Consider the following 18,044-nt stretch of genomic DNA (forward strand, 5'->3'; position numbering starts at 1 on the left):
AGGAATATTGAAAGAATAGACCCTGAAATTGGAGGTTTAGAAACAGACGCCCGTCCTTGGGCGCAGAGCTTAATCCTTACTTTTTATAACTTTAATTATGCTTAGTTACTTTTTATTCTTTTGATCGTCCTGATCTTTTGCGATGTTATCCGTGTGTTGTTCCATTTCGTACCACATTACATTAATGATACCGAGTGAAACAGCCAGCAAAACACCTAGAATCCAACTGAAATACCACATGGTTTACTCCTTAATAAGATGAATGATTATTATTTTCAATTTCTGAACGAGTTACCGTTCTCCACATCTTGCTATAGCACCAGATGGTGTAACAAAGAATAATAGGTAAGAATACTGCAACAACCATCAACATTAAGTTTAACGTACCTTCACTCGATACAGCATCCCATAATGTTAAGCTGTGATTGGGTGTGCTACTTGAAGGCATAACAAATGGGAACATAGATACACCCATAGTGAAAATTACACCGGCAATTGATAATGCACTTGCAGTAAACGCTAGACCACCCGGCTTGAAGCGTGCAAGTAAGCCCGCGATAATAGCCATAACAATACCGGTTGTTGGTAATAACCAAAGTACAGGATGTGCATTAAAGTTATTTAACCAAGCGCCAGTTGCTGTTGTTACAACTTTTGTTGTTGGCTGTGCAAGGGCAAATGGGTCTATCGTGCTTTGAATGATAAAACCATCAATTGAAGTGGCAATCATTAGACCTGCAAGGCTAAAGCTAACAACAAGTACAGCTGCAAATATCTGTGCTGCTTTTGCTGAACGAGCGGCAACATGTTCATCTGTACGCATTGATAACCAAGTGCCACCGTGCATTAACACCATAGAAACACTGACTACACCACTAAGTAGCGCAAACGGGTTGAATAAAGCAAAGAATGAACCTGTATACGTAACACGCATAAATTCATCAAAGTTAAATGGTACACCTTGCAATAAATTACCAAACGCAATACCGAACACTAATGTTGGGACCATGCTGCCAACGAATAAGGCTTTATCCCAGTTGTAGCGCCATTTTGGTGAATCAATCTTACTGCGATAATCAAAGCCAAGTGGGCGTAAGAATAAGCAGAAAAGTGTCAGCATCATGGCAAAATAGAAACCACTAAATGCGGTTGCATATACCATTGGCCATGCAGCGAATAACGACGCTCCCGCGGTAATCAACCATACTTGGTTACCGTCCCAGTGAGCGGCAATCGTATTGATCACAACACGGCGTTCAGTATCATCTTTTGCAACGAAGGGCAGTAAGCCACCCACGCCCATATCCATTCCATCGGTCACTGCAAAACCGATGAGTAAAACACCGATGATTAACCACCAGATAAGTTTTAAGCTTTCATAATCAAACATAATCTAAGCCCTTAGTATTTGTCTTGACGTAATTGTGGTGATGCTTGTTGCTCTTCTTTTTCAAAATGGTAACGGCCAGTGTGTAGCGCGCTTGGACCAATTTTCGCAAACTTGATCATTAACCACATTTCAATAACGAACAAAATGGCATAAACAGCAATGAATGAAATCATCGTAAAGAGTACTGAACTTGCTTCGTGGCTTGAAGTCGCCATGAACGTTGGTAAAATCTCACTGATAGCCCAAGGTTGACGACCTACTTCAGCAACGAACCAGCCTGTTTCAATTGCAATCCAAGGTAGTGGTAGTGCAAATAGAATTGCTTTCAATAACCAACGTTTTTGTTCAATTTGACGACGCGCGTTAAAGTAGAAGGCTAAGATGAATAAGCCAAACATAACAACGCCACTACCAACCATCATGCGGAATGCCCAAAATATTGGCGCAACAGGTGGGATAGAATCTTCAACGGCCATCTGAATTTGTTCTTCAGTCGCATCAACGACATTTTCAGAGTAACGTTTTAACAATAGGCCATAGCCTAAGTCGTCTTTATACTCATTGAAACGAGCAATGTTTTCAGGCGTTTCTTCACCACCACGCAATTTTTGTAAGTAGTCATAAGCGATCATACCTTCACGAATACGTGCTTCATGTTCTTTCTTAAGATCACTGATACCTGTCACTTGACCGTCTAAAGAACGTGTTGCGATAATACCGAGCGCATAAGGAATCTTGATCGCGTAATCTGTTTCCATCGTTTCTTCATTGGGTAAACCAACTAACGTAAACGCGGCAGGTGCGGGTTCGGTATGGAACTCTGCCTCAATGGCGGCAAGCTTCACACGCTGCACTTCACCGACTTCATAACCAGATTCATCACCCAGTAACAACACTGAGCAGATGGCTGCAACACCGAAACCACAGGCTACAGAGAATGAACGTTTTGCAAATGCAACGTCGCGCCCTTTAAGCAAGTAGTAACTACTGATACTCATTACAAACATAGCGCCAGCTACATAACCAGCCGCGACAGTATGAATAAATTTAACTTGTGCAACAGGGTTGAAAACAAGTTCAGAAAAACTAACCATTTCCATACGCATGGTTGCGTAGTTAAATTCGCTTCCTATAGGGTTTTGCATCCAACCGTTCGCAACAAGGATCCACATTGCAGATAGGTTAGTACCGATTGCCATTAAGAAAGTAGCAGCTAAATGCTGTCGCTTACTTAATCTATCCCAACCGAGTAAGAACATGCCAACAAAGGTAGATTCGAGGAAGAAGGCCATCAAGCCTTCGATCGCTAGCGGTGCACCGAAGACATCACCTACATAATGAGAGTAATATGACCAGTTGGTACCGAATTCAAACTCCATTGTTAAACCCGTCGCGACCCCGATCGCGAAGTTAATAGCAAAGAGTTTACCCCAGAATTTAGTCATATCACGGTAGATAATACGTCCTGTCATCACGTATACCGCTTCCATGATAAACAGGATCCAAGTCATACCGATTGTTAATGGTACAAAAAGGAAGTGGAATAGAGCTGTGATGGCGAATTGCCAACGAGAAAACTCTACTAAGGTTTCATTAATCATTGTTGTAATACCCCTCTAGATTAATTAGAATCAGATTATTTTTTATTTTTTATTTTTTATTTGGAAACAATTGCTCTTTTACAGATAACATTTTGGATACGCCAGCACCCAACTTCATTAATCTACTGAGTTGTTCTGGGTTAAGCCGTTGTAATTCTGCTGCCCACTCAGTGACCATTTCCAGTAGGTCATGGATCTCTTGCATTTTACTTTGAGCGTACTCATCACCAGTATCGGTAGGCTTCTCTAGTAAAGAAGTGCGAAGTAAAGAGAGCGTTGGATCAATTTCACGCTTACGGCGTTCTTTGAATACAGTATTGGCCATATCCCAGATGCTGCCAATGGCGCTGTAGTACTCTTTACGATCACCAGGAATGTGGCTCACTTGAATCAACTGCCATGATTGCAGTTCTTTAATGCCCATGCTTACATTGCCACGAGAAATATTTAAGCCACTGGCAAGATCATTTGCGCTGACAGGCTCTTCTGTAATAACAAGAAGCGCATACATTTGGCCAACCGTACGGTTAAAGCCCCAACGACTGCCCATTTCACCGAAGTGATAAACAAAAGATTGGTTTTGTGCGGAGATATTCACATGCTACCTAACGAACTTTCAGAAATTTCTGAAAGTTTAAATCACTAGTTGTAATTGATCAAGGTCAAATTCTGTATAAATACGTTTATAAGTGTAAAGTTTTGTTGATTTATATCAAAACGCTATATAGAGGATTAGATTTATCAAAGACTTGTTATAAACAGCATTTAATGACACCCTGTGTTTTTCCAGTAAGTGATTGTGATTTAGACTAACTTAATGCAGCTATAAAGTATTTTAAATTAAGTTAATTTACATAAGGTTAATATCTATGTTATTTATCCTGATATTCAACTGTTCTTATGTGAATCAATCGACTGTATATAAATTGTGCGTAAAGGATTAAATAATGCCAATGAATAATGAAAGTACACCCCCAGTAGAACCTGTACATAGCCAAAACGATAAAAGCATAAGTACGGATAGTTCTCAGAATTCGTTTTTTAGTGCGTGTGCAAGAAAAGTACTTGATTTGACGGGCTGGTATTGTGAACCGATCCCTCACAAATACAAAAAAGCGGTTATTGCGTACGCGCCACATACATCGAATTGGGATTTTCCGTTATTGATGGGCGCGCGATTTGCTAATAAAGTGAATGTGCAGTGGGCAGGAAAATCGGAGATGTTTTGTTGGCCATTTAAAAATATACTGACTTTTTTAGGCGGAGTGCCGATTGAGCGTTCAAAGTCGACCAATATGGTTCAGAGTGTTGTTGATATTTTTAATACTCAAGAGCAGTTTCTCTATGCGATGTCGCCTGAAGGCACTCGAAAATATCAAGATTTTTGGCGTTCAGGTTTTTATTACATTGCGCTACAAGCAAATGTGCCAATTATTTTGTACCGTTTAGATTATAAGAATAAGCGCGTAACCATAGGTGATGTGATAAAGGTCACTGGGGATATTGAAAAAGATCTGGCGGCAATTGATATGGTATTTAAAGGTGTTACACCTAAATTTAAAGAGAAGTATTGCTTAGCTAAATTTAAATGAATATTAGTTACTGATATTTTCTTCTTCCATTTACGCATAATCATTAACAGCTAACGCGTTATAAAAGAATGGCCACTACAATATTCGTGGCCATTATGACAGCTTCCACCGTAATAATCATGACTCTAATGATGTTTGATTCGTTGTAACCCTCCTCTTCGGTACATTTAGCTTTTAACCTGAATTACAGGATTTAAATCATATTTCTAAATACTGTTAGTTGATTGATCGTCATTTCTGTAATAGGTTTACCAATCAGCTACTTATAAAGAGGTACTCAAATGTTAACTAGAAATAAAAAGGCAGTTCTGCAATGGGAAGGGAAGAACGAACTTATAGATTTTTTACTATCTAGGCGCCATAACCTGATCGTTAATTACTATAAAATTGCAGGGTTACCGCCATTTAGTCAAGATAAGCGAACTTTACCGACTAGTTTTGCAATTGAAGAGTTTTGCAATACATTAGTTGATTATATTTCGATGGGGCACTTTGAAATTTATGACGCTCTGATTGCACGATATGAAATGAACGGTAAATTATGTCCTGAAGAGCTTCAACTAATTATGCTTCAGATCAGTGAGACAACTTCTATTCTCTTATACTTTACTGATAAATATTCAGAACTATCTGATTTACTATTGAATGAATTAGATAGTGATTTAGCGATACTTATGGGAAGTCTTGATCAACGTTTTGAGTTAGAGAATAAATTGATTGCAGCTTTATTTGAGCAAGTGACACAAACGGCTTAATAAAAAATAATTGTTGTATTACGACTGCCTTTGGCGGTAATTAAAAGCACTGGTTAAATACACAGTTAAAACTCAAGGCTCGTAAAATCCTGAGTTTTAACTGATTTAGGTCGATTAAATAACTATTTAGTGTCGGTTTAAACGTTATTTATGACGATTCTCTAGACACTGAACCACTTCAGTCAGTGGCACATCTTCTTTTTGTAGCAGTACGAGTAGGTGATATAGGAGGTCTGAGCTTTCATTCACTAATTCGTCACGATCTTTTGCAACGGCAGCCAAAGCAACTTCAACACCTTCTTCACCCACTTTCTGTGCGCAGCGTTTCGTGCCACGGGCAAATAAACTTGCCGTATAGCTTTCTTCTGGATCCGCTGTCTTACGTTGTTCCAATACTTTATCCAGCTGTGCGATAAAAGTAAGTGCAGGTTTGTTTTCTGTTACAAAGCAGCTTTCAGTGCCAAGGTGGCAAGTTGGACCACAAGGTTTAGCGGTAATAAGTAATGCATCGTTATCACAATCTTTGGTGATCTCTTGCACTAATAAATAGTTCTCAGAAGATTCCCCTTTTGTCCATAAACGTTGTTTAGTACGGCTAAAAAATGTCACCTTACCTAATTCGCGTGTTGTCGTTAAAGCTTCTTCATTCATATAGCCCAGCATCAGTACTTCACCTGATACTGAGTCTTGAATGATTGCCGGCATTAAACCATCTACTTTTTTCCAATCAAGTTGGTTAATTTGTTCGTTTGTTATCATGTTCTGATCTCCACATCTTGATCTCGTAGATATTCTTTTAATTCACCAATATTGATGACTTGCTTATGAAATACACTTGCAGCTAATGCGCCATCAACGTCGGCATCTTTAAATACGCGGTTAAAATGAGTCATTTCACCGGCTCCGCCAGATGCAATTAATGGCACGTTACAAATTTTTCGTGCTTTTGATAATTGCACGGTGTCATAACCGCCACGAACACCGTCTTGGTTCATTACATTAAGCACAATCTCACCAGCGCCACGTTTCTGAACTTCTTTGATCCATTCAAAGGTTGTCCATTTAGTCACTTGCGTGCGTGTTTCATCACCTGTGAACTGGTATACCTTGTACTCTTGGGTGTCTTCATCGAAATAACTGTCGATACCAATCACAATGCATTGCACACCAAATTTGGCTGCAAGGCGGTTAATTAAGCTTGGATCTGCAAGTGCAGGGGAGTTGATTGATACTTTGTCAGCACCAAACTCTAAAATACGCGCTGCATCTTCTTCACTTTTTATTCCACCAGCAACACAGAAAGGAATATCAATTACTTCTGCAACGCGGCTAACCCAACTTTTATCGACAACTCGTTCGTCAGCACTGGCTGTAATATCATAAAATACTAATTCATCAGCGCCTTCTTCAGCGTAACGTTTAGCAAGTGGAACTATGTCGCCAATCAATTCATGGTTACGGAATTTAACCCCTTTGACGACCTTACCATCTTTAACATCTAAACACGGTATTATGCGTTTTGCTAACATATTACATCTCCAGGAAATTCTTGATTAATTGTGCACCCGCTTTACTTGAACGCTCTGGGTGGAATTGCACTCCGTAGAAATTATCTCTGTGCACGGCAGCAGTAAACGGTGAGCCGTGCGTACAGGTTGCAATCGTGTCACTGCCAACGGCAAGCGCATAACTGTGTACAAAATAGAAATAACTGCCACTTGGAATATCCTTGAATAACGGATGATCTTGTTGCGGTATTATTTGATTCCAGCCCATATGAGGCAGTCGAACACCTTCATTTGGCATTGAGTCAATACTGCCACTAATTAAGCCAAGCGTTGCCACATTACCTTCAGCCGAGAATTCAGCCAGTAGCTGCATACCAAGGCAAATACCTAACACAGGTTGAGTGAGGCTTTTTACTAACTCAATGAGATCGCGGTCAGCTAAGTTCTTCATTGCTTCTTGCGCAGTACCAACACCGGGTAAGAATAATTTATCTGCGTTGCGTAATACGTCGGATTCACGACTTACCGTTACTGTATAACCAAGACGTTCAACGGCAAATCTTACCGACGATAGGTTGGCGCAACCCGTATCGATAATAACAACCTTGCTATTTGCTTGATCCATTAAAGTACTCCTTTCGAGCTTGGTAGCACATCACCTTCGACTTTAATGCATTGGCGCAATGTCCGACCAAATACCTTAAATAAACTTTCAACAAGGTGATGGGTATTTTTACCTTCTACCTTAAGGTGCAGGGTTGCCGCCATGCCATCACTTAAAGAACGGAAGAAGTGCGGTACCATTTCGGTTGCAAATTCGCCAATATGATCGCGAGGGAAGTCACCACTAAACTGCAAGTAAGCGCGGCCTGATAGATCCAGAGAACAAGATGCTTCGCATTCGTCCATTGGCAATACAAAACCAAAGCGGCCAATACCACGTTTGTCGCCTAATGCTTGATTGATCGCATTACCTAACGCCAGTGCAGTGTCTTCAACGGTATGGTGATCATCAATGTGTAAATCGCCTGATACGCTCAGTTTTAGTCTAAAACCGCCGTGTGTTGCAATTTGATCTAACATATGATCAAAGAACCCCATGCCGGTATCAATGCTATTACCACCTTGGCTGTCGAGGTCGACATCAACTTGGATATTCGTTTCTTTCGTGGTGCGGGTTACACTCGCCACACGATTACCTTTGTTCAGTATTTTCTGCTCAATCATAGGCCAATTCAAGTTATCTCTATTATAGAAGATACCTTCAATGCCCATGTTTTCGGCAAGTTGGATATCAGTGATACGATCACCAATAACATACGAGTTAGCAAAATCGATACGACCTGACTGCAAGTATTCTTTGACCATGCCTAAGTGCGGCTTACGGCAACTGCAGTTATCTTCGGTAAAGTGGGGGCAGAGTAATACGGACTCGAATTTTACACCTTGTGAAGCAAACAGTTCCATCATGGCATTTTGTGGAATATCAAAATCACGTTGTGGATAGCTATCACTACCGAGACCATCTTGGTTAGACACAATAACCAGTGTGAAACCCGCAGCTTGTAATTTAAGTAGTGCTGGGATCACTAGTGGTTCAAATTTTAGCTTCTCTAAACTGTCGACTTGCTTATCGCTAATTGGTTCGTCAATCAATGTACCATCGCGATCAATAAATAAGAATTTTTCCTTGCTCACATCGGGCTCCTGCTTGTGTATTTTTATTTTTTAATGCTCTTATATTAAGAGAGTACGGACTTTAAAGCGGCTAATGTATTGTGCATTTCAGCCGCGCTGCCTAAGGTGATTCGAATACAGTTTTCTAATCTTACTTTGGAACTAAAATCTCTTAATACAATACCTTGTTCGCCTAATAAGCTAAACACTTTTTGGCTATCGCTAAATTGTATTAATACATAGTTACCTGTGGCTGGGAATACTTTTGTTACCCCCTGCAACTGATTTAACTCGTCGATAAATGCACTGCGCATACCATTCAGCTGAGTTACGCGGGCTTGCATCGTACTAATGCCTGATTCTGTTAACGCTTGAGTGGCAATTTGTGCCACAGGCTCAGGTACTGGATAAGGTGCAATTACTTTTGACAGTAAACCAATAACGGTTTTACTGGCTAATGCAAAACCACAGCGTAATGATGCTAACGCGAATGCTTTTGATAGTGTTCTTAAAATGACAAGGTTATCGAAGTCTTGCAACAATGATACTTGTGATGCTTCGGGGCAAAATTCGATATAAGCTTCATCGCATACGATAATGGCTTTATCTTTTGCCGCGTTCAATAAATCAGTTAAGTGGTCTGTACTAAGTAGATTACCCGTTGGATTATTTGGTGCACACAAAAACACAACATTTACCGTGTCTAGCTGTGCTTTAATCGCATCATAATCAGGGTCGAAATTCGCATCTAGATCCTGTCTTATGATATTTACACCACACGTTTCAGCACTGATTTCATACATGCCATAAGTGGGTGGATTAATGAGAATACTATCTTTACCTGGCTCACAGAAAGTACGAATCAGCAGTTCAATCGCTTCATCAGCACCACGTGTAGTGATAACTTGTTCTGGTGTTACACCCGCGTATTCGGCATAACCATTAATTACTGATGCGGGTTGAAACTCGGGGTAGCGATTTAAGCGACTACAGTCTAATGAATAGTGGCCTGAATCAGGGGCTTCATTGGCATTTAACCAAATATCACCAGTACCACCGATTCTACGAGCCGATAGGTATGGCGTTAGTTTTTGTACGCTCTTTCTTGCGAGTTGCGTTAATTTTTTGCTCATAGCGTTGCTCCCAAACGATCGATTCTGATTGTGACGGCACGTTTGTGTGCGTCGAGTCCTTCTGCATCAGCCAGACAAGTGACCGTCTTCGCCAAGCTCTTGAGACCATCTTGGGTTAACTCCTGAACAGTAAAGCGTTTAGTAAAATCTGCAAGACCTAAACTTGAATAGGTTTTGGTGTAACCATAGGTTGGTAATACATGGTTAGTACCACTTGCATAATCACCGACAGACTCTGGTGACCAAGCACCTAAGAAAATTGAACCCGCATGTTTCAGTTTCGGCAACAGACTACGTGCATTTTCAGTTTGAACAATTAAATGCTCTGGTGCATAGAGGTTACTAATTGCAATTGATGTGTCTATATCATTGGTCACAATAATTAAACTTGATGCAATAGACTGTACAGCTATCTCCTGTCGAGACAAACACGCTAATTGTTGCTGAACTTCTTGAGCAACTTCTGCCGCTAACTTGCTCGATGATACAACCAGTATGGATTGTGAATCGGGACCGTGTTCAGCTTGTGAAAGTAAGTCAGCTGCGATAAAACCAGCGTCAGCGTCAGCATCGGCAATCACCAATACCTCCGATGGTCCTGCGGGCATATCAATAGCAGCCCCTTTAATATCCATGCTTACTTGGCGTTTAGCTTCCGTAACAAAAGCATTGCCAGGGCCAAAGATCTTATCTACTTTTAGTATAGATTCAGATCCGTAGGCTAGGGCTGCGATTGCTTGTGCACCACCAAGTGTATAAATTTCGGTGACACCGCATAATTGGGCGGAAAATAAAATTTCATCGGCAATCGGTGGTGGTGTTGTTAATACAATACGTTCACAATTTGCAATGTTAGCCGGTGTAGCAAGCATAAGTACAGTTGATGGTAGTGGGGCTGTGCCGCCTGGGATATATAAACCAACAGCATCAAGCGCAACCGTATGCATTTCACACATAACACCAGGCATCGTTTCTACACAAATCGTATCTTGTACTTGTGCTTCATGAAAAAGATGAATGTGTTGCTGTGCTTGTTTGATAGCTTGTTTAGTTTCATCGTCTACGCGTTGACTTGCAGCTTCAATTTCTGCCGTTGTCACACGTAAACAATCCGTTTCAACATTATCAAGTTTTGCGGTTAATGCTTTTAATGCGGTATCACCTTCATTTCTTACTTGGGCAATTATATCGGTAACAATGTCACCTATTTTTGCCGAGTTTGATATTGCAGGTCGCATTAATAATGCTGATTGTTCTACTTGACTAAGTTGATCCCATACTACTGTCTTCATGCTTGATCCTCCCTTAACATTGCTTATGCATGCTTGCTACTAACCGAGCATTTTCTCAATTGGTAATACTAAAATTGAACTTGCGCCTAACTGTTTAAGTTCTTCCATTGTTTCCCAGAATAACTTTTCGGTACTTACCAAGTGTACTGCAACTGTATCGTCAGTCGATGCAAGTGGTAATACTGTAGGGTTTTCTGCACCTGGAAGTAGGGCTATTACCGCATCTAGTTGTGATTTTGGTGCGTGTAGCATGATGTATTTACTTTCTTTTGCTTGCATTACACCTTGAGCACGTACCATCAAACGATCAACCAATGCTTGCTTCTCTTCAGATAAGGCTGCTTTTGCTTGGATTAGCACGGCTTTTGAGTGGAAGATGTCTTGCACTTCTTTCAGACCGTTAGCTTCAAGTGTTGCACCAGTTGATACTAGGTCACAAATCGCATCTGCAATACCAGCACGAGGAGCAACTTCAACTGAACCATTGAGCATGACTGATTTAAAATTAACGCCTTCTTTATCTAAGTAGCGTTTTAGTAGTTCAGGGTATGATGTTGCAATACGTAACCCTTCTAGTGAGTGCGGGCCTTGGTAGTCAAACTCTTCTGTTGCAGCAATAGATAAGCGGCAACCACCAAATGTCATGCGTTTAAGCAGCTTGTATTCGGCGGGCTCACCAAGACGTTCACGTTCTAGTTCTTTTTCTTCTAGTTCGTTTTCACCAATGAAACCAAGGTCAGCGACGCCGTCCATGATTAAACCGGGAATATCGTCATCACGTACACGTAGAAGGTCAACGGGCATGTTTTCACAGTGTGCGATCAGACGTTGTTCGCGCATGTTAATTTTAAGGCCCATTGCTTTAAGTAGGTTTTGGGATTCAGTGCTAAGACGGCCTGATTTTTGAATTGCGATTCTTAGTCTTGGTTGTTCATTTTTGATTTCTAACATAGTAATCCTTTAACCTTGTCAAAATAATTGTCTATAAACGAAAAAACCCCCGGAAGTTCAATCTTCCGAGGGTTTTTCTAAATGAGTTCCGGAAGTTTGCATGCATACACCTCCAGTCAACAGCCTGAAAGCTAATCAAATATGATGATGGTGATGCACGTTTACTTTCAGGTTGTTATTCATAATGTTTTTCCAGTTAGTATATTGTTACTAATAATTGTGGTTGAGTTCACAATAACAATCTAGGATAAAATTGCAATGCTTTTTGGCGAATTATTTATAAATTATCCTCCATTACTGCTATTTAGCATTAAAAGTACTTCTTTATTGCGTTATCTTAATTAGGCAATATAGGGACTTGTGTGCATATTCAATCGGAGGGTCAAACCAACCGCTTTAGCGCCGTAACTTATATCAATTTCCCATATACGTTGTTGTGGATAAATTTCACGATAAGGTCAGTGACCTGGTTTTATTTGATTTACAACCGCTATTTCCCATTATCTATTTGTAATTAATAGTATATTTGGTACTGTTTATAATAATTAAATTAAACTGGAATTCATGTTATACGGGATTCTGTATAACAAACAGTTAGGATTACTCTTTGAGAGTGGAGTCAAAATTGATAGAAAAAATTATTAAACTTGAACTTGAGCTTTTAAAACCTGAAGTGAGAACTTCTTTAGCTGAACTTGAGCGTTTAATTGCCGATGATTTTTTGGAATTTGGAGCGTCTGGTCTTAGCTTTGGTAAGAAAGAGGTAATAGCACGCCTACCTGAAGAAGTACCACCCGAATTTACGGCGAGTGATTTTAAACTCCGCGAACTGAGTCCAAATGTCGTCCAACTGGTATATAGAGCGACCATGAAAAAAACAACTGATGATGGCATTCGTTATTCACTTCGAAGTTCAATTTGGAAATTAAATAATGAAGTATGGCAAATGGAGTTTCATCAAGGCACGCCTTGTGAATCCTTTGAGCCGTAACCTTAACAAGAACCTGAATGCGACAGCTAACACTGTCGTATTTTTTCGCAAACAACAAAAAGCGCAAAACCTGCGCCAGCATTATCTGCGGTTTAGGTTAGCGTTAGGCGTCACGGAGTAGATTCATGGAACTAGTTAAAATATACCCACCTAGCACCTAGTGGGGAGTCATTATGTCTATGTCTTTCAGGAGATTCCATGAAGTTTTATCGTGCTGAAGAATATCAGGTATCTTGTGAAGAGCAGTTTCAGCGATACCACCGGGAGATACTGACGTTGCTTCCTGATGCAGTTATTGAGCATATTGGGGCATCTTCTATTCCTATGGCTGTATCTAAAGGTGATCTAGATATATTAGTAGGTGTAGATGGTGCCGAACTAGAAGAGGCAGTTAAACTCCTCACGACTTTAGGCTTTCAAGAGAAAGCCGATACGTTAAGAACACCTGAACTCTGCATGTTGGAAGCCACCTCTGGCGAAGATGTCGCATTTCAAGTAGTCGCTAATGATTCAGAGTTTGAGTGCTTTTTAGATTTTCGCGATAAACTACGTGAAAACAGCTCTCTAGTTCAGGAATACAATGAGCTCAAAATATCTTGTACAGGCTGCCTCAAGATGAGTACCGCTTAAAAAAGTCAGCCTTTGTAGAGCACGTCTTAGCGCAGGCACAACCAATCAATCCGAGTTTAGGTAGTATATGGAATATAAATTAGATATAGAGCCATTAGATAATGATATCAATGAGATCCGTTGTGGTTTAATCAAGCATAACACTCCATTTTTGGGCGGTATTATCAAGTCAGAGGTTAGCTACTACGCCGTAGAGGGGGACAAAAAAATGGGTGGCATTGTCGCTGACCTTTGGGGGAATTGGTTACTTATTAAATTCCTTTGGGTTGATGATTCCATGAGAGGTAAGCAAGTCGGTAGCGAGCTTCTTCATCTTATTGAAGAGTATGCAAAATCGGAAGGGTGTAAGTCAGCACTTGTTGATACATTAAGCTTCCAAGCCAAACCCTTTTATGAAAAGCATGGGTACAAATGCCAAATGGTGTTGGAGAACTACCCTTTAGATTCATCGCTTTCATTTCTCACCAAATCGCTCAATGATAATAGTCTTTATAGCTAATACCATTGACATCATCAAAGGCGAACACGTTTCTTAAGGGGCCGTATGAAAATTGACACAGCGACTAAAGCTGAATATTTAGAATTAATAAAAATTTGGGAGTCATCTGTTCGTGCTACTCATGATTTTTTGAGTGACGAAAATATCTCATCGTTAAAGCCGCTAATACTTGAACATTATTTTGATGCTGTCGACTTACGAGTAGCTAAAAATGACAGTAAAACAATTGCTGGCTTTATTGGGGTCGCAGATTGTAACGTAGAAATGTTATTTATTTCGCCAGACTACAGAAATAAAGGTGTTGGTTCACTTCTACTTAAAAATGCGATTGAAAATCAATCCGCCAATAAAGTAGATGTAAATGAACAGAATCCAGATGCAGTGGGCTTTTACAAACATTTAGGTTTTAGCGTTATCGGTCGTTCGCCATTAGATGGGCAAGGTAATCCTTTCCCGTTAATCCATATGGCGTTAACCGACACATAACAAGAAAATAAACGAGGGCACGTAACAGTTGGTTACGTTTCGCTATATATTTTTAGCCCATTATTTGGGCATTAGGCATCAAAGGATAGACATGAGTAGTCTGAATATAAGAGTTCTAAATAAGGAAGACTGGGCAATTTATAAAGAACTCCGCCTCTTATCTCTACAAGACTCGCCAGATTCGTTTGGCAGTAGTTATGAACATGAGGTTCAGTTTCCTAATGAAGAGTGGGTTTCTCGTCTTGATCCTGATAATCGGGCGAAATATGCACGGCCACTTATTGCAGAGCTAAATGGTGTTGCAATAGGTCTAGCTTGGGGAATGCTTCACAGTCCGAGCGATAAAACAGCCCATATCTATCAAATGTGGGTTTCTTCTCGTGTTCGTGGTCAAGGTGTTGGTCGATTATTGCTTAACAAAATCATTGAATGGGCAAAAAACTGTGGTTTGGATTATATTTCTTTAGCAGTAACAACGACCAATATGGCCGCTGTTCATCTATATAAAACGATTGGGTTTGAGCCTTGTGGGTCATTAGGAAGGCTCCGAGAAATATCAGTGCTGTCTGTTCAACCAATGAGATTGAAATTGTGTACTAATGTTGCCTAACAAACGCTTGAATACAGCGGGTTTAGAGCGTCTAAATCTCTATTTGTTCTCAAGGGGTAAGTATGGATATCCAGTTTAAAAGTGCTTCTGAGATGAAATATGCAGAGTCACTAACTCAGTCCAATATGTCTCGTTATTATTTAACTCGGAATATCGTTTGGGATAGCAATTTGTTTATAAATAACTGGGCCAAATTGGATAATTTTGACATATTCGCGGATGGACTTCGTGTTGGTGTTGTTCGTTTTAGTTATAACGAATCAACCACTTTTCTACGAGATTTACAGTTAAGTCCAGAATTTCAAGGAAAGGGAATTGGAAGTAAAAGTCTCGATATTATTGTTGAACATGCAAGGCAGCATAAATCGACAAAGTTACTTCTTCGCGTTTTTAGTGAAAACCCAGCCGTCAAACTATATAAAGAAAAAAAGTTTACTCAAACCGTAGAAGTGAATGGGTTAATAGAAATGGAATTTATTTTAAGTTCAAGCTTGCCCTTTAGCATAACCAGAGTTTAAAAACGGAATGAAAACATTTTCCAAATATTTTAGGCGTTTCATGATTAAGAAGTTTTTGTCAGCGATTTCGATTTATCGCGGTTTACCGAAAAATATCTATTATCTAGCGGTCGCAAGAATGATTTTAGGAATGGGTAATTTTATCATTCCCTTTTTAGTTTTATTTTTAACAGATAAATTGGGTTATTCAGCTACGGTCGCAGGCTCTCTAGCTATGGGGGTTACTGGGACTTATCTTTTGGGTAGTTTTTTAGGTGGGAAGTTATCGGATATATTAGGGTATAAACTGGTCATGGTTTTCGGCGAGTTTATAGGGGCTCTATTACTCATTTTCTGTGGTTTCTTTTCTGATGCTCCTGTATTGGTGCCAGCATTTTTATTTGGTGCTTATTTCTTTATTGGTTTGGCATTACCAGCAAGTAACGCTTTAGTCGCAGATCTATCAAATGCGAATAATCGTGATGCGGTCATGTCGTTGAGCTATCTAGCCTATAATTTTGGTTCAGCTTTAGGTCCAATTATGGCGGGGTATTTATTCTGGAATTATACCGAATGGATATTTTTTGGTAATGGTTTCGCCGCATTGTTTGGCGTTTTGATTGTAGCTATGTTTATTCAGGTACAACCTGAAACTGAATCTATAAACGAAAGTGAGTTAGAAAAACCTGTTTCTGGCTCAGTCTGGTCTGTCCTGAGGGCAAGACCAAGACTATTGTTTTTCACTTTCCTTTGCGGATTATTGTGGTACTCATTAAATCAAATGACGATGGCAAGCCCGCTATATTTGAGCCATATATTTGGAGACGCGGGGCCCATTTTATTTGGGCAGCTAATGACCTATGCGTGTGTATTAGTCGTATTTATTACGCCAATTTTGATGAAGTTTACGGCGAATAAAGCTGAAACAATCAGCTTGGCATATGCAGGTTTTATGTTTGCATTTGGATATACGCTAGTCATGCTGTTCCCAAATATCCCTGTGCATTTTATCGCTTGGTTGTTTCTATCTGCTGGTGAAGTCCTGCTGTTGACGAAAGAGGGCATATATTTAGCAAATAACTCTCCATCTAGTCATCGAGGGAGAATTCAAGGTGTGTTAGTTACGCTCCGAAGTATTTTGGTTATGCCAAGTTTTATCGTTATCGGTTACTTTATCGATAATTATGGTTACCGTTTTACTTGGTATAGTGTGATCGCAATTTCAATTGTTGCTGCTATCGGACTTTATGTAATGACAATCAAAAACAAGCAGGGTCCTGTAGTTGCTATTGAAAAATATTCATAACAAGCAATCAAGGTCATCAATTTTATTAGGCAATATTGTAAAGACTTATGGTATTGCTTTTCGTCGTATAGATCATATCTGAGCGTGGAACAGTATTACTTAGCCACTACATAGCACTACAAGCTTTAAGTGAGTCACTTGTTAAAACCCTACCTATGTGTACCGACAGTAATAGTCCTGTAAACCATCTAATTTAATCTTATTCGCCTACACTTAGCAGATAAAAATAACTAAATGGTGATAACTAAGATGTTTAATACAACATTGTGTACCCGTTTATTCATCCTGACATGCCCCTTTACAACTCAGCTTTATGCCGCCGACTGGAAAATGAATGCAGGGGTGCATGATTTTTTCGTCGCTCAGGAGAGCTCGCATACGTTCGGTGCTGGGGTTGGACTTGTCGTATTACACACAACAGAGAATGAGATTCTGTTAACTGGAAGTGTTGATGCTTTTATTGATCGAGATAAGGATGAGCTTGATCAAGACCATATTCCTATTTGGTATCAATTTAAGTTGTTAAGTAAAGCCTTACTCGCGCGGCTTTCTAAAGACGTATCGGTTAATTGGTTAATAGACATCAAGGGGAGGTGCAATACAGTAAGTGCAGTAGAGCAAGAGTTTAAGTTGATGCCGGGAGTTAATCTCCAGTACGACTCACCTTCTTTGTCTATAGCCTCGACGTTTTTAACGGGCTATTACTTCTTAGAAATAGATGATGATGCGCCGAAACTACGTGGTTACGCTCGAGATGATTTGCAAAATAAAAGCGGGGCAATGTCACTCAGTGCGGATGTGCGCTTTGCTTTAAGGGAAAAGCTGGAAATGAACGCCTCAGCGCAACAATGGCATGATGGTGATACCTGGCTTGAAAATCAATATACGTTTAGCCTAGTTTATAATACAACTGATTGGATTAAAAAGAGCAATACTATTATCAGTGCCGTGTACACAAAATATAATTTAGATCCTTATGATAATAAACCTGCGAGTGCACCTGATTATCAAGCGATATTGGCTTGGGATAACGATATGGTGATCCGCGCTTATATTAGCTTTCCACTCGGTTGGTGATGTCAATCACAATCACAATCTTACAATCACTCTAACTCGATTCTTCCGC

General features: G+C 40.0%; 21 protein-coding genes and 1 other annotated feature. Of the genes, 10 read left to right on the forward strand and 11 right to left on the reverse strand.

The annotated features are described in order from the left end of the window. Nucleotides 1-105 precede the first annotated feature (105 nt). Genes cydX through HWV01_RS10730 form a run of 4 tightly spaced genes read right to left on the reverse strand, consistent with a single transcriptional unit; the run spans nt 106 to nt 3,589 of the window. The gene (gene cydX / locus HWV01_RS10715) at nt 106-240 is read right to left on the reverse strand and encodes a cytochrome bd-I oxidase subunit CydX (protein WP_211675405.1); all 135 of its coding nucleotides are present in this window, start codon (nt 238-240) and stop codon (nt 106-108) included. A 10-nt stretch (nt 241-250) separates the two neighbouring features. Next, nucleotides 251-1,390, reverse strand: coding sequence for a cytochrome d ubiquinol oxidase subunit II (cydB, locus tag HWV01_RS10720; protein ID WP_211675407.1), 1,140 nt, complete (start codon nt 1,388-1,390; stop codon nt 251-253). An 11-nt stretch (nt 1,391-1,401) separates the two neighbouring features. Beyond that, the gene (locus HWV01_RS10725; protein ID WP_211675409.1) at nt 1,402-2,991 is read right to left on the reverse strand and encodes a cytochrome ubiquinol oxidase subunit I; all 1,590 of its coding nucleotides are present in this window, start codon (nt 2,989-2,991) and stop codon (nt 1,402-1,404) included. 49 nt (nt 2,992-3,040) lie between these two features. Beyond that, entirely contained in the window at nt 3,041-3,589 is a 549-nt protein-coding gene (locus tag HWV01_RS10730; protein ID WP_211675411.1) for a GbsR/MarR family transcriptional regulator, read from the reverse strand. Between the two features lie 349 nt (nt 3,590-3,938). Here HWV01_RS10730 and HWV01_RS10735 point away from each other — a divergent pair, with 349 nt between their 5' ends. Together HWV01_RS10735 and rsd are read left to right on the forward strand one after the other, a co-directional pair. Then, nucleotides 3,939-4,583 carry a lysophospholipid acyltransferase family protein gene (locus tag HWV01_RS10735; protein ID WP_249185524.1) on the forward strand — a complete coding sequence of 215 codons (645 nt, stop codon included), beginning with the start codon at nt 3,939-3,941 and terminating at the stop codon, nt 4,581-4,583. Nucleotides 4,584-4,864: 281 nt separating this feature from the next. Then, the gene (gene rsd / locus HWV01_RS10740) at nt 4,865-5,338 is read left to right on the forward strand and encodes a sigma D regulator (RefSeq protein WP_211675413.1); all 474 of its coding nucleotides are present in this window, start codon (nt 4,865-4,867) and stop codon (nt 5,336-5,338) included. Between the two features lie 144 nt (nt 5,339-5,482). Here the strand turns inward: rsd and hisIE are convergent, their stop codons facing one another. Genes hisIE through hisG form a run of 7 tightly spaced genes read right to left on the reverse strand, consistent with a single transcriptional unit; the run spans nt 5,483 to nt 11,899 of the window. Then, on the reverse strand, nt 5,483-6,097 hold the full coding sequence (gene hisIE, locus HWV01_RS10745; protein ID WP_045110493.1) for a bifunctional phosphoribosyl-AMP cyclohydrolase/phosphoribosyl-ATP diphosphatase HisIE: 615 nt from the start codon (nt 6,095-6,097) through the stop codon (nt 5,483-5,485). Further along, entirely contained in the window at nt 6,094-6,867 is a 774-nt protein-coding gene (gene hisF, locus HWV01_RS10750) for an imidazole glycerol phosphate synthase subunit HisF (RefSeq protein ID WP_211675415.1), read from the reverse strand. The genes hisIE and hisF overlap by 4 nt, the downstream gene beginning before the upstream one ends. 1 nt (nt 6,868) lies before the next feature. After that, a complete protein-coding gene (hisH, locus tag HWV01_RS10755) occupies nt 6,869-7,471 on the reverse strand; it encodes an imidazole glycerol phosphate synthase subunit HisH (RefSeq protein WP_211675416.1) in 603 nt (200 codons plus the stop codon). Beyond that, complete coding sequence (gene hisB, locus HWV01_RS10760) at nt 7,471-8,544, reverse strand: bifunctional histidinol-phosphatase/imidazoleglycerol-phosphate dehydratase HisB (RefSeq protein WP_211675418.1); 1,074 nt, start codon at nt 8,542-8,544, stop codon at nt 7,471-7,473. The genes hisH and hisB overlap by 1 nt, the downstream gene beginning before the upstream one ends. Before the next feature lie 44 nt (nt 8,545-8,588). Continuing rightward, nucleotides 8,589-9,656: a histidinol-phosphate transaminase gene (gene hisC, locus HWV01_RS10765; protein WP_211675420.1), complete on the reverse strand. Its 1,068-nt coding sequence runs from the start codon at nt 9,654-9,656 to the stop codon at nt 8,589-8,591. Then, nucleotides 9,653-10,948 carry a histidinol dehydrogenase gene (gene hisD, locus HWV01_RS10770; RefSeq protein WP_211675422.1) on the reverse strand — a complete coding sequence of 432 codons (1,296 nt, stop codon included), beginning with the start codon at nt 10,946-10,948 and terminating at the stop codon, nt 9,653-9,655. The genes hisC and hisD overlap by 4 nt, the downstream gene beginning before the upstream one ends. A 39-nt stretch (nt 10,949-10,987) precedes the next feature. Beyond that, nucleotides 10,988-11,899 carry an ATP phosphoribosyltransferase gene (hisG, locus tag HWV01_RS10775; RefSeq protein WP_211675424.1) on the reverse strand — a complete coding sequence of 304 codons (912 nt, stop codon included), beginning with the start codon at nt 11,897-11,899 and terminating at the stop codon, nt 10,988-10,990. 37 nt (nt 11,900-11,936) lie between these two features. After that, nucleotides 11,937-12,056: a sequence feature (His leader region), on the reverse strand. Nucleotides 12,057-12,524: 468 nt separating this feature from the next. Between hisG and HWV01_RS10780 the strand changes: the two genes are divergently transcribed. From HWV01_RS10780 to HWV01_RS10815, 8 genes are all read left to right on the forward strand, one after another. Next, nucleotides 12,525-12,890 (forward strand): DUF4440 domain-containing protein, encoded by a 366-nt coding sequence (locus HWV01_RS10780; protein ID WP_249185525.1) that lies wholly within the window; start codon nt 12,525-12,527, stop codon nt 12,888-12,890. Nucleotides 12,891-13,088: 198 nt separating this feature from the next. Further along, a complete protein-coding gene (locus HWV01_RS10785) occupies nt 13,089-13,520 on the forward strand; it encodes a GrpB family protein (protein ID WP_211675426.1) in 432 nt (143 codons plus the stop codon). A gap of 67 nt (nt 13,521-13,587) precedes the next feature. Beyond that, a complete protein-coding gene (locus tag HWV01_RS10790) occupies nt 13,588-14,019 on the forward strand; it encodes a GNAT family N-acetyltransferase (protein ID WP_211675427.1) in 432 nt (143 codons plus the stop codon). Between the two features lie 45 nt (nt 14,020-14,064). Continuing rightward, complete coding sequence (locus HWV01_RS10795; RefSeq protein ID WP_211675429.1) at nt 14,065-14,505, forward strand: acetyltransferase; 441 nt, start codon at nt 14,065-14,067, stop codon at nt 14,503-14,505. A 91-nt stretch (nt 14,506-14,596) separates the two neighbouring features. Continuing rightward, nucleotides 14,597-15,115, forward strand: coding sequence for a GNAT family N-acetyltransferase (locus HWV01_RS10800; protein ID WP_211675431.1), 519 nt, complete (start codon nt 14,597-14,599; stop codon nt 15,113-15,115). A gap of 62 nt (nt 15,116-15,177) precedes the next feature. Further along, nucleotides 15,178-15,633, forward strand: a complete 456-nt coding sequence (locus HWV01_RS10805; RefSeq protein WP_211675433.1) for an N-acetyltransferase — start codon at nt 15,178-15,180, stop codon at nt 15,631-15,633. 40 nt (nt 15,634-15,673) lie between these two features. Further along, the gene (locus HWV01_RS10810) at nt 15,674-16,918 is read left to right on the forward strand and encodes an MFS transporter (protein WP_211675435.1); all 1,245 of its coding nucleotides are present in this window, start codon (nt 15,674-15,676) and stop codon (nt 16,916-16,918) included. A gap of 249 nt (nt 16,919-17,167) precedes the next feature. Then, nucleotides 17,168-17,995 (forward strand): hypothetical protein, encoded by an 828-nt coding sequence (locus HWV01_RS10815; RefSeq protein WP_211675437.1) that lies wholly within the window; start codon nt 17,168-17,170, stop codon nt 17,993-17,995. Nucleotides 17,996-18,044 lie beyond the last annotated feature (49 nt).

It is taken from the genome of Moritella sp. 5, assembly GCF_018219455.1.
Lineage (GTDB): Bacteria > Pseudomonadota > Gammaproteobacteria > Enterobacterales > Moritellaceae > Moritella.

Coding starts and splice junctions, on each gene's coding strand:
- cydX (WP_211675405.1), bottom strand. CDS start 240: ATGTGGTATTTCAGTTGGATTCTAGGTGTTTTGCTGGCTGTTTCACTC.
- cydB (WP_211675407.1), bottom strand. CDS start 1,390: ATGTTTGATTATGAAAGCTTAAAACTTATCTGGTGGTTAATCATCGGT.
- HWV01_RS10725 (WP_211675409.1), bottom strand. CDS start 2,991: ATGATTAATGAAACCTTAGTAGAGTTTTCTCGTTGGCAATTCGCCATC.
- HWV01_RS10735 (WP_249185524.1), top strand. CDS start 3,939: ATGCCAATGAATAATGAAAGTACACCCCCAGTAGAACCTGTACATAGC.
- rsd (WP_211675413.1), top strand. CDS start 4,865: ATGTTAACTAGAAATAAAAAGGCAGTTCTGCAATGGGAAGGGAAGAAC.
- hisIE (WP_045110493.1), bottom strand. CDS start 6,097: ATGATAACAAACGAACAAATTAACCAACTTGATTGGAAAAAAGTAGAT.
- hisF (WP_211675415.1), bottom strand. CDS start 6,867: ATGTTAGCAAAACGCATAATACCGTGTTTAGATGTTAAAGATGGTAAG.
- hisH (WP_211675416.1), bottom strand. CDS start 7,471: ATGGATCAAGCAAATAGCAAGGTTGTTATTATCGATACGGGTTGCGCC.
- hisC (WP_211675420.1), bottom strand. CDS start 9,656: ATGAGCAAAAAATTAACGCAACTCGCAAGAAAGAGCGTACAAAAACTA.
- hisD (WP_211675422.1), bottom strand. CDS start 10,948: ATGAAGACAGTAGTATGGGATCAACTTAGTCAAGTAGAACAATCAGCA.
- hisG (WP_211675424.1), bottom strand. CDS start 11,899: ATGTTAGAAATCAAAAATGAACAACCAAGACTAAGAATCGCAATTCAA.
- HWV01_RS10785 (WP_211675426.1), top strand. CDS start 13,089: ATGAAGTTTTATCGTGCTGAAGAATATCAGGTATCTTGTGAAGAGCAG.
- HWV01_RS10790 (WP_211675427.1), top strand. CDS start 13,588: ATGGAATATAAATTAGATATAGAGCCATTAGATAATGATATCAATGAG.
- HWV01_RS10795 (WP_211675429.1), top strand. CDS start 14,065: ATGAAAATTGACACAGCGACTAAAGCTGAATATTTAGAATTAATAAAA.
- HWV01_RS10800 (WP_211675431.1), top strand. CDS start 14,597: ATGAGTAGTCTGAATATAAGAGTTCTAAATAAGGAAGACTGGGCAATT.
- HWV01_RS10805 (WP_211675433.1), top strand. CDS start 15,178: ATGGATATCCAGTTTAAAAGTGCTTCTGAGATGAAATATGCAGAGTCA.
- HWV01_RS10810 (WP_211675435.1), top strand. CDS start 15,674: ATGATTAAGAAGTTTTTGTCAGCGATTTCGATTTATCGCGGTTTACCG.
- HWV01_RS10815 (WP_211675437.1), top strand. CDS start 17,168: ATGTTTAATACAACATTGTGTACCCGTTTATTCATCCTGACATGCCCC.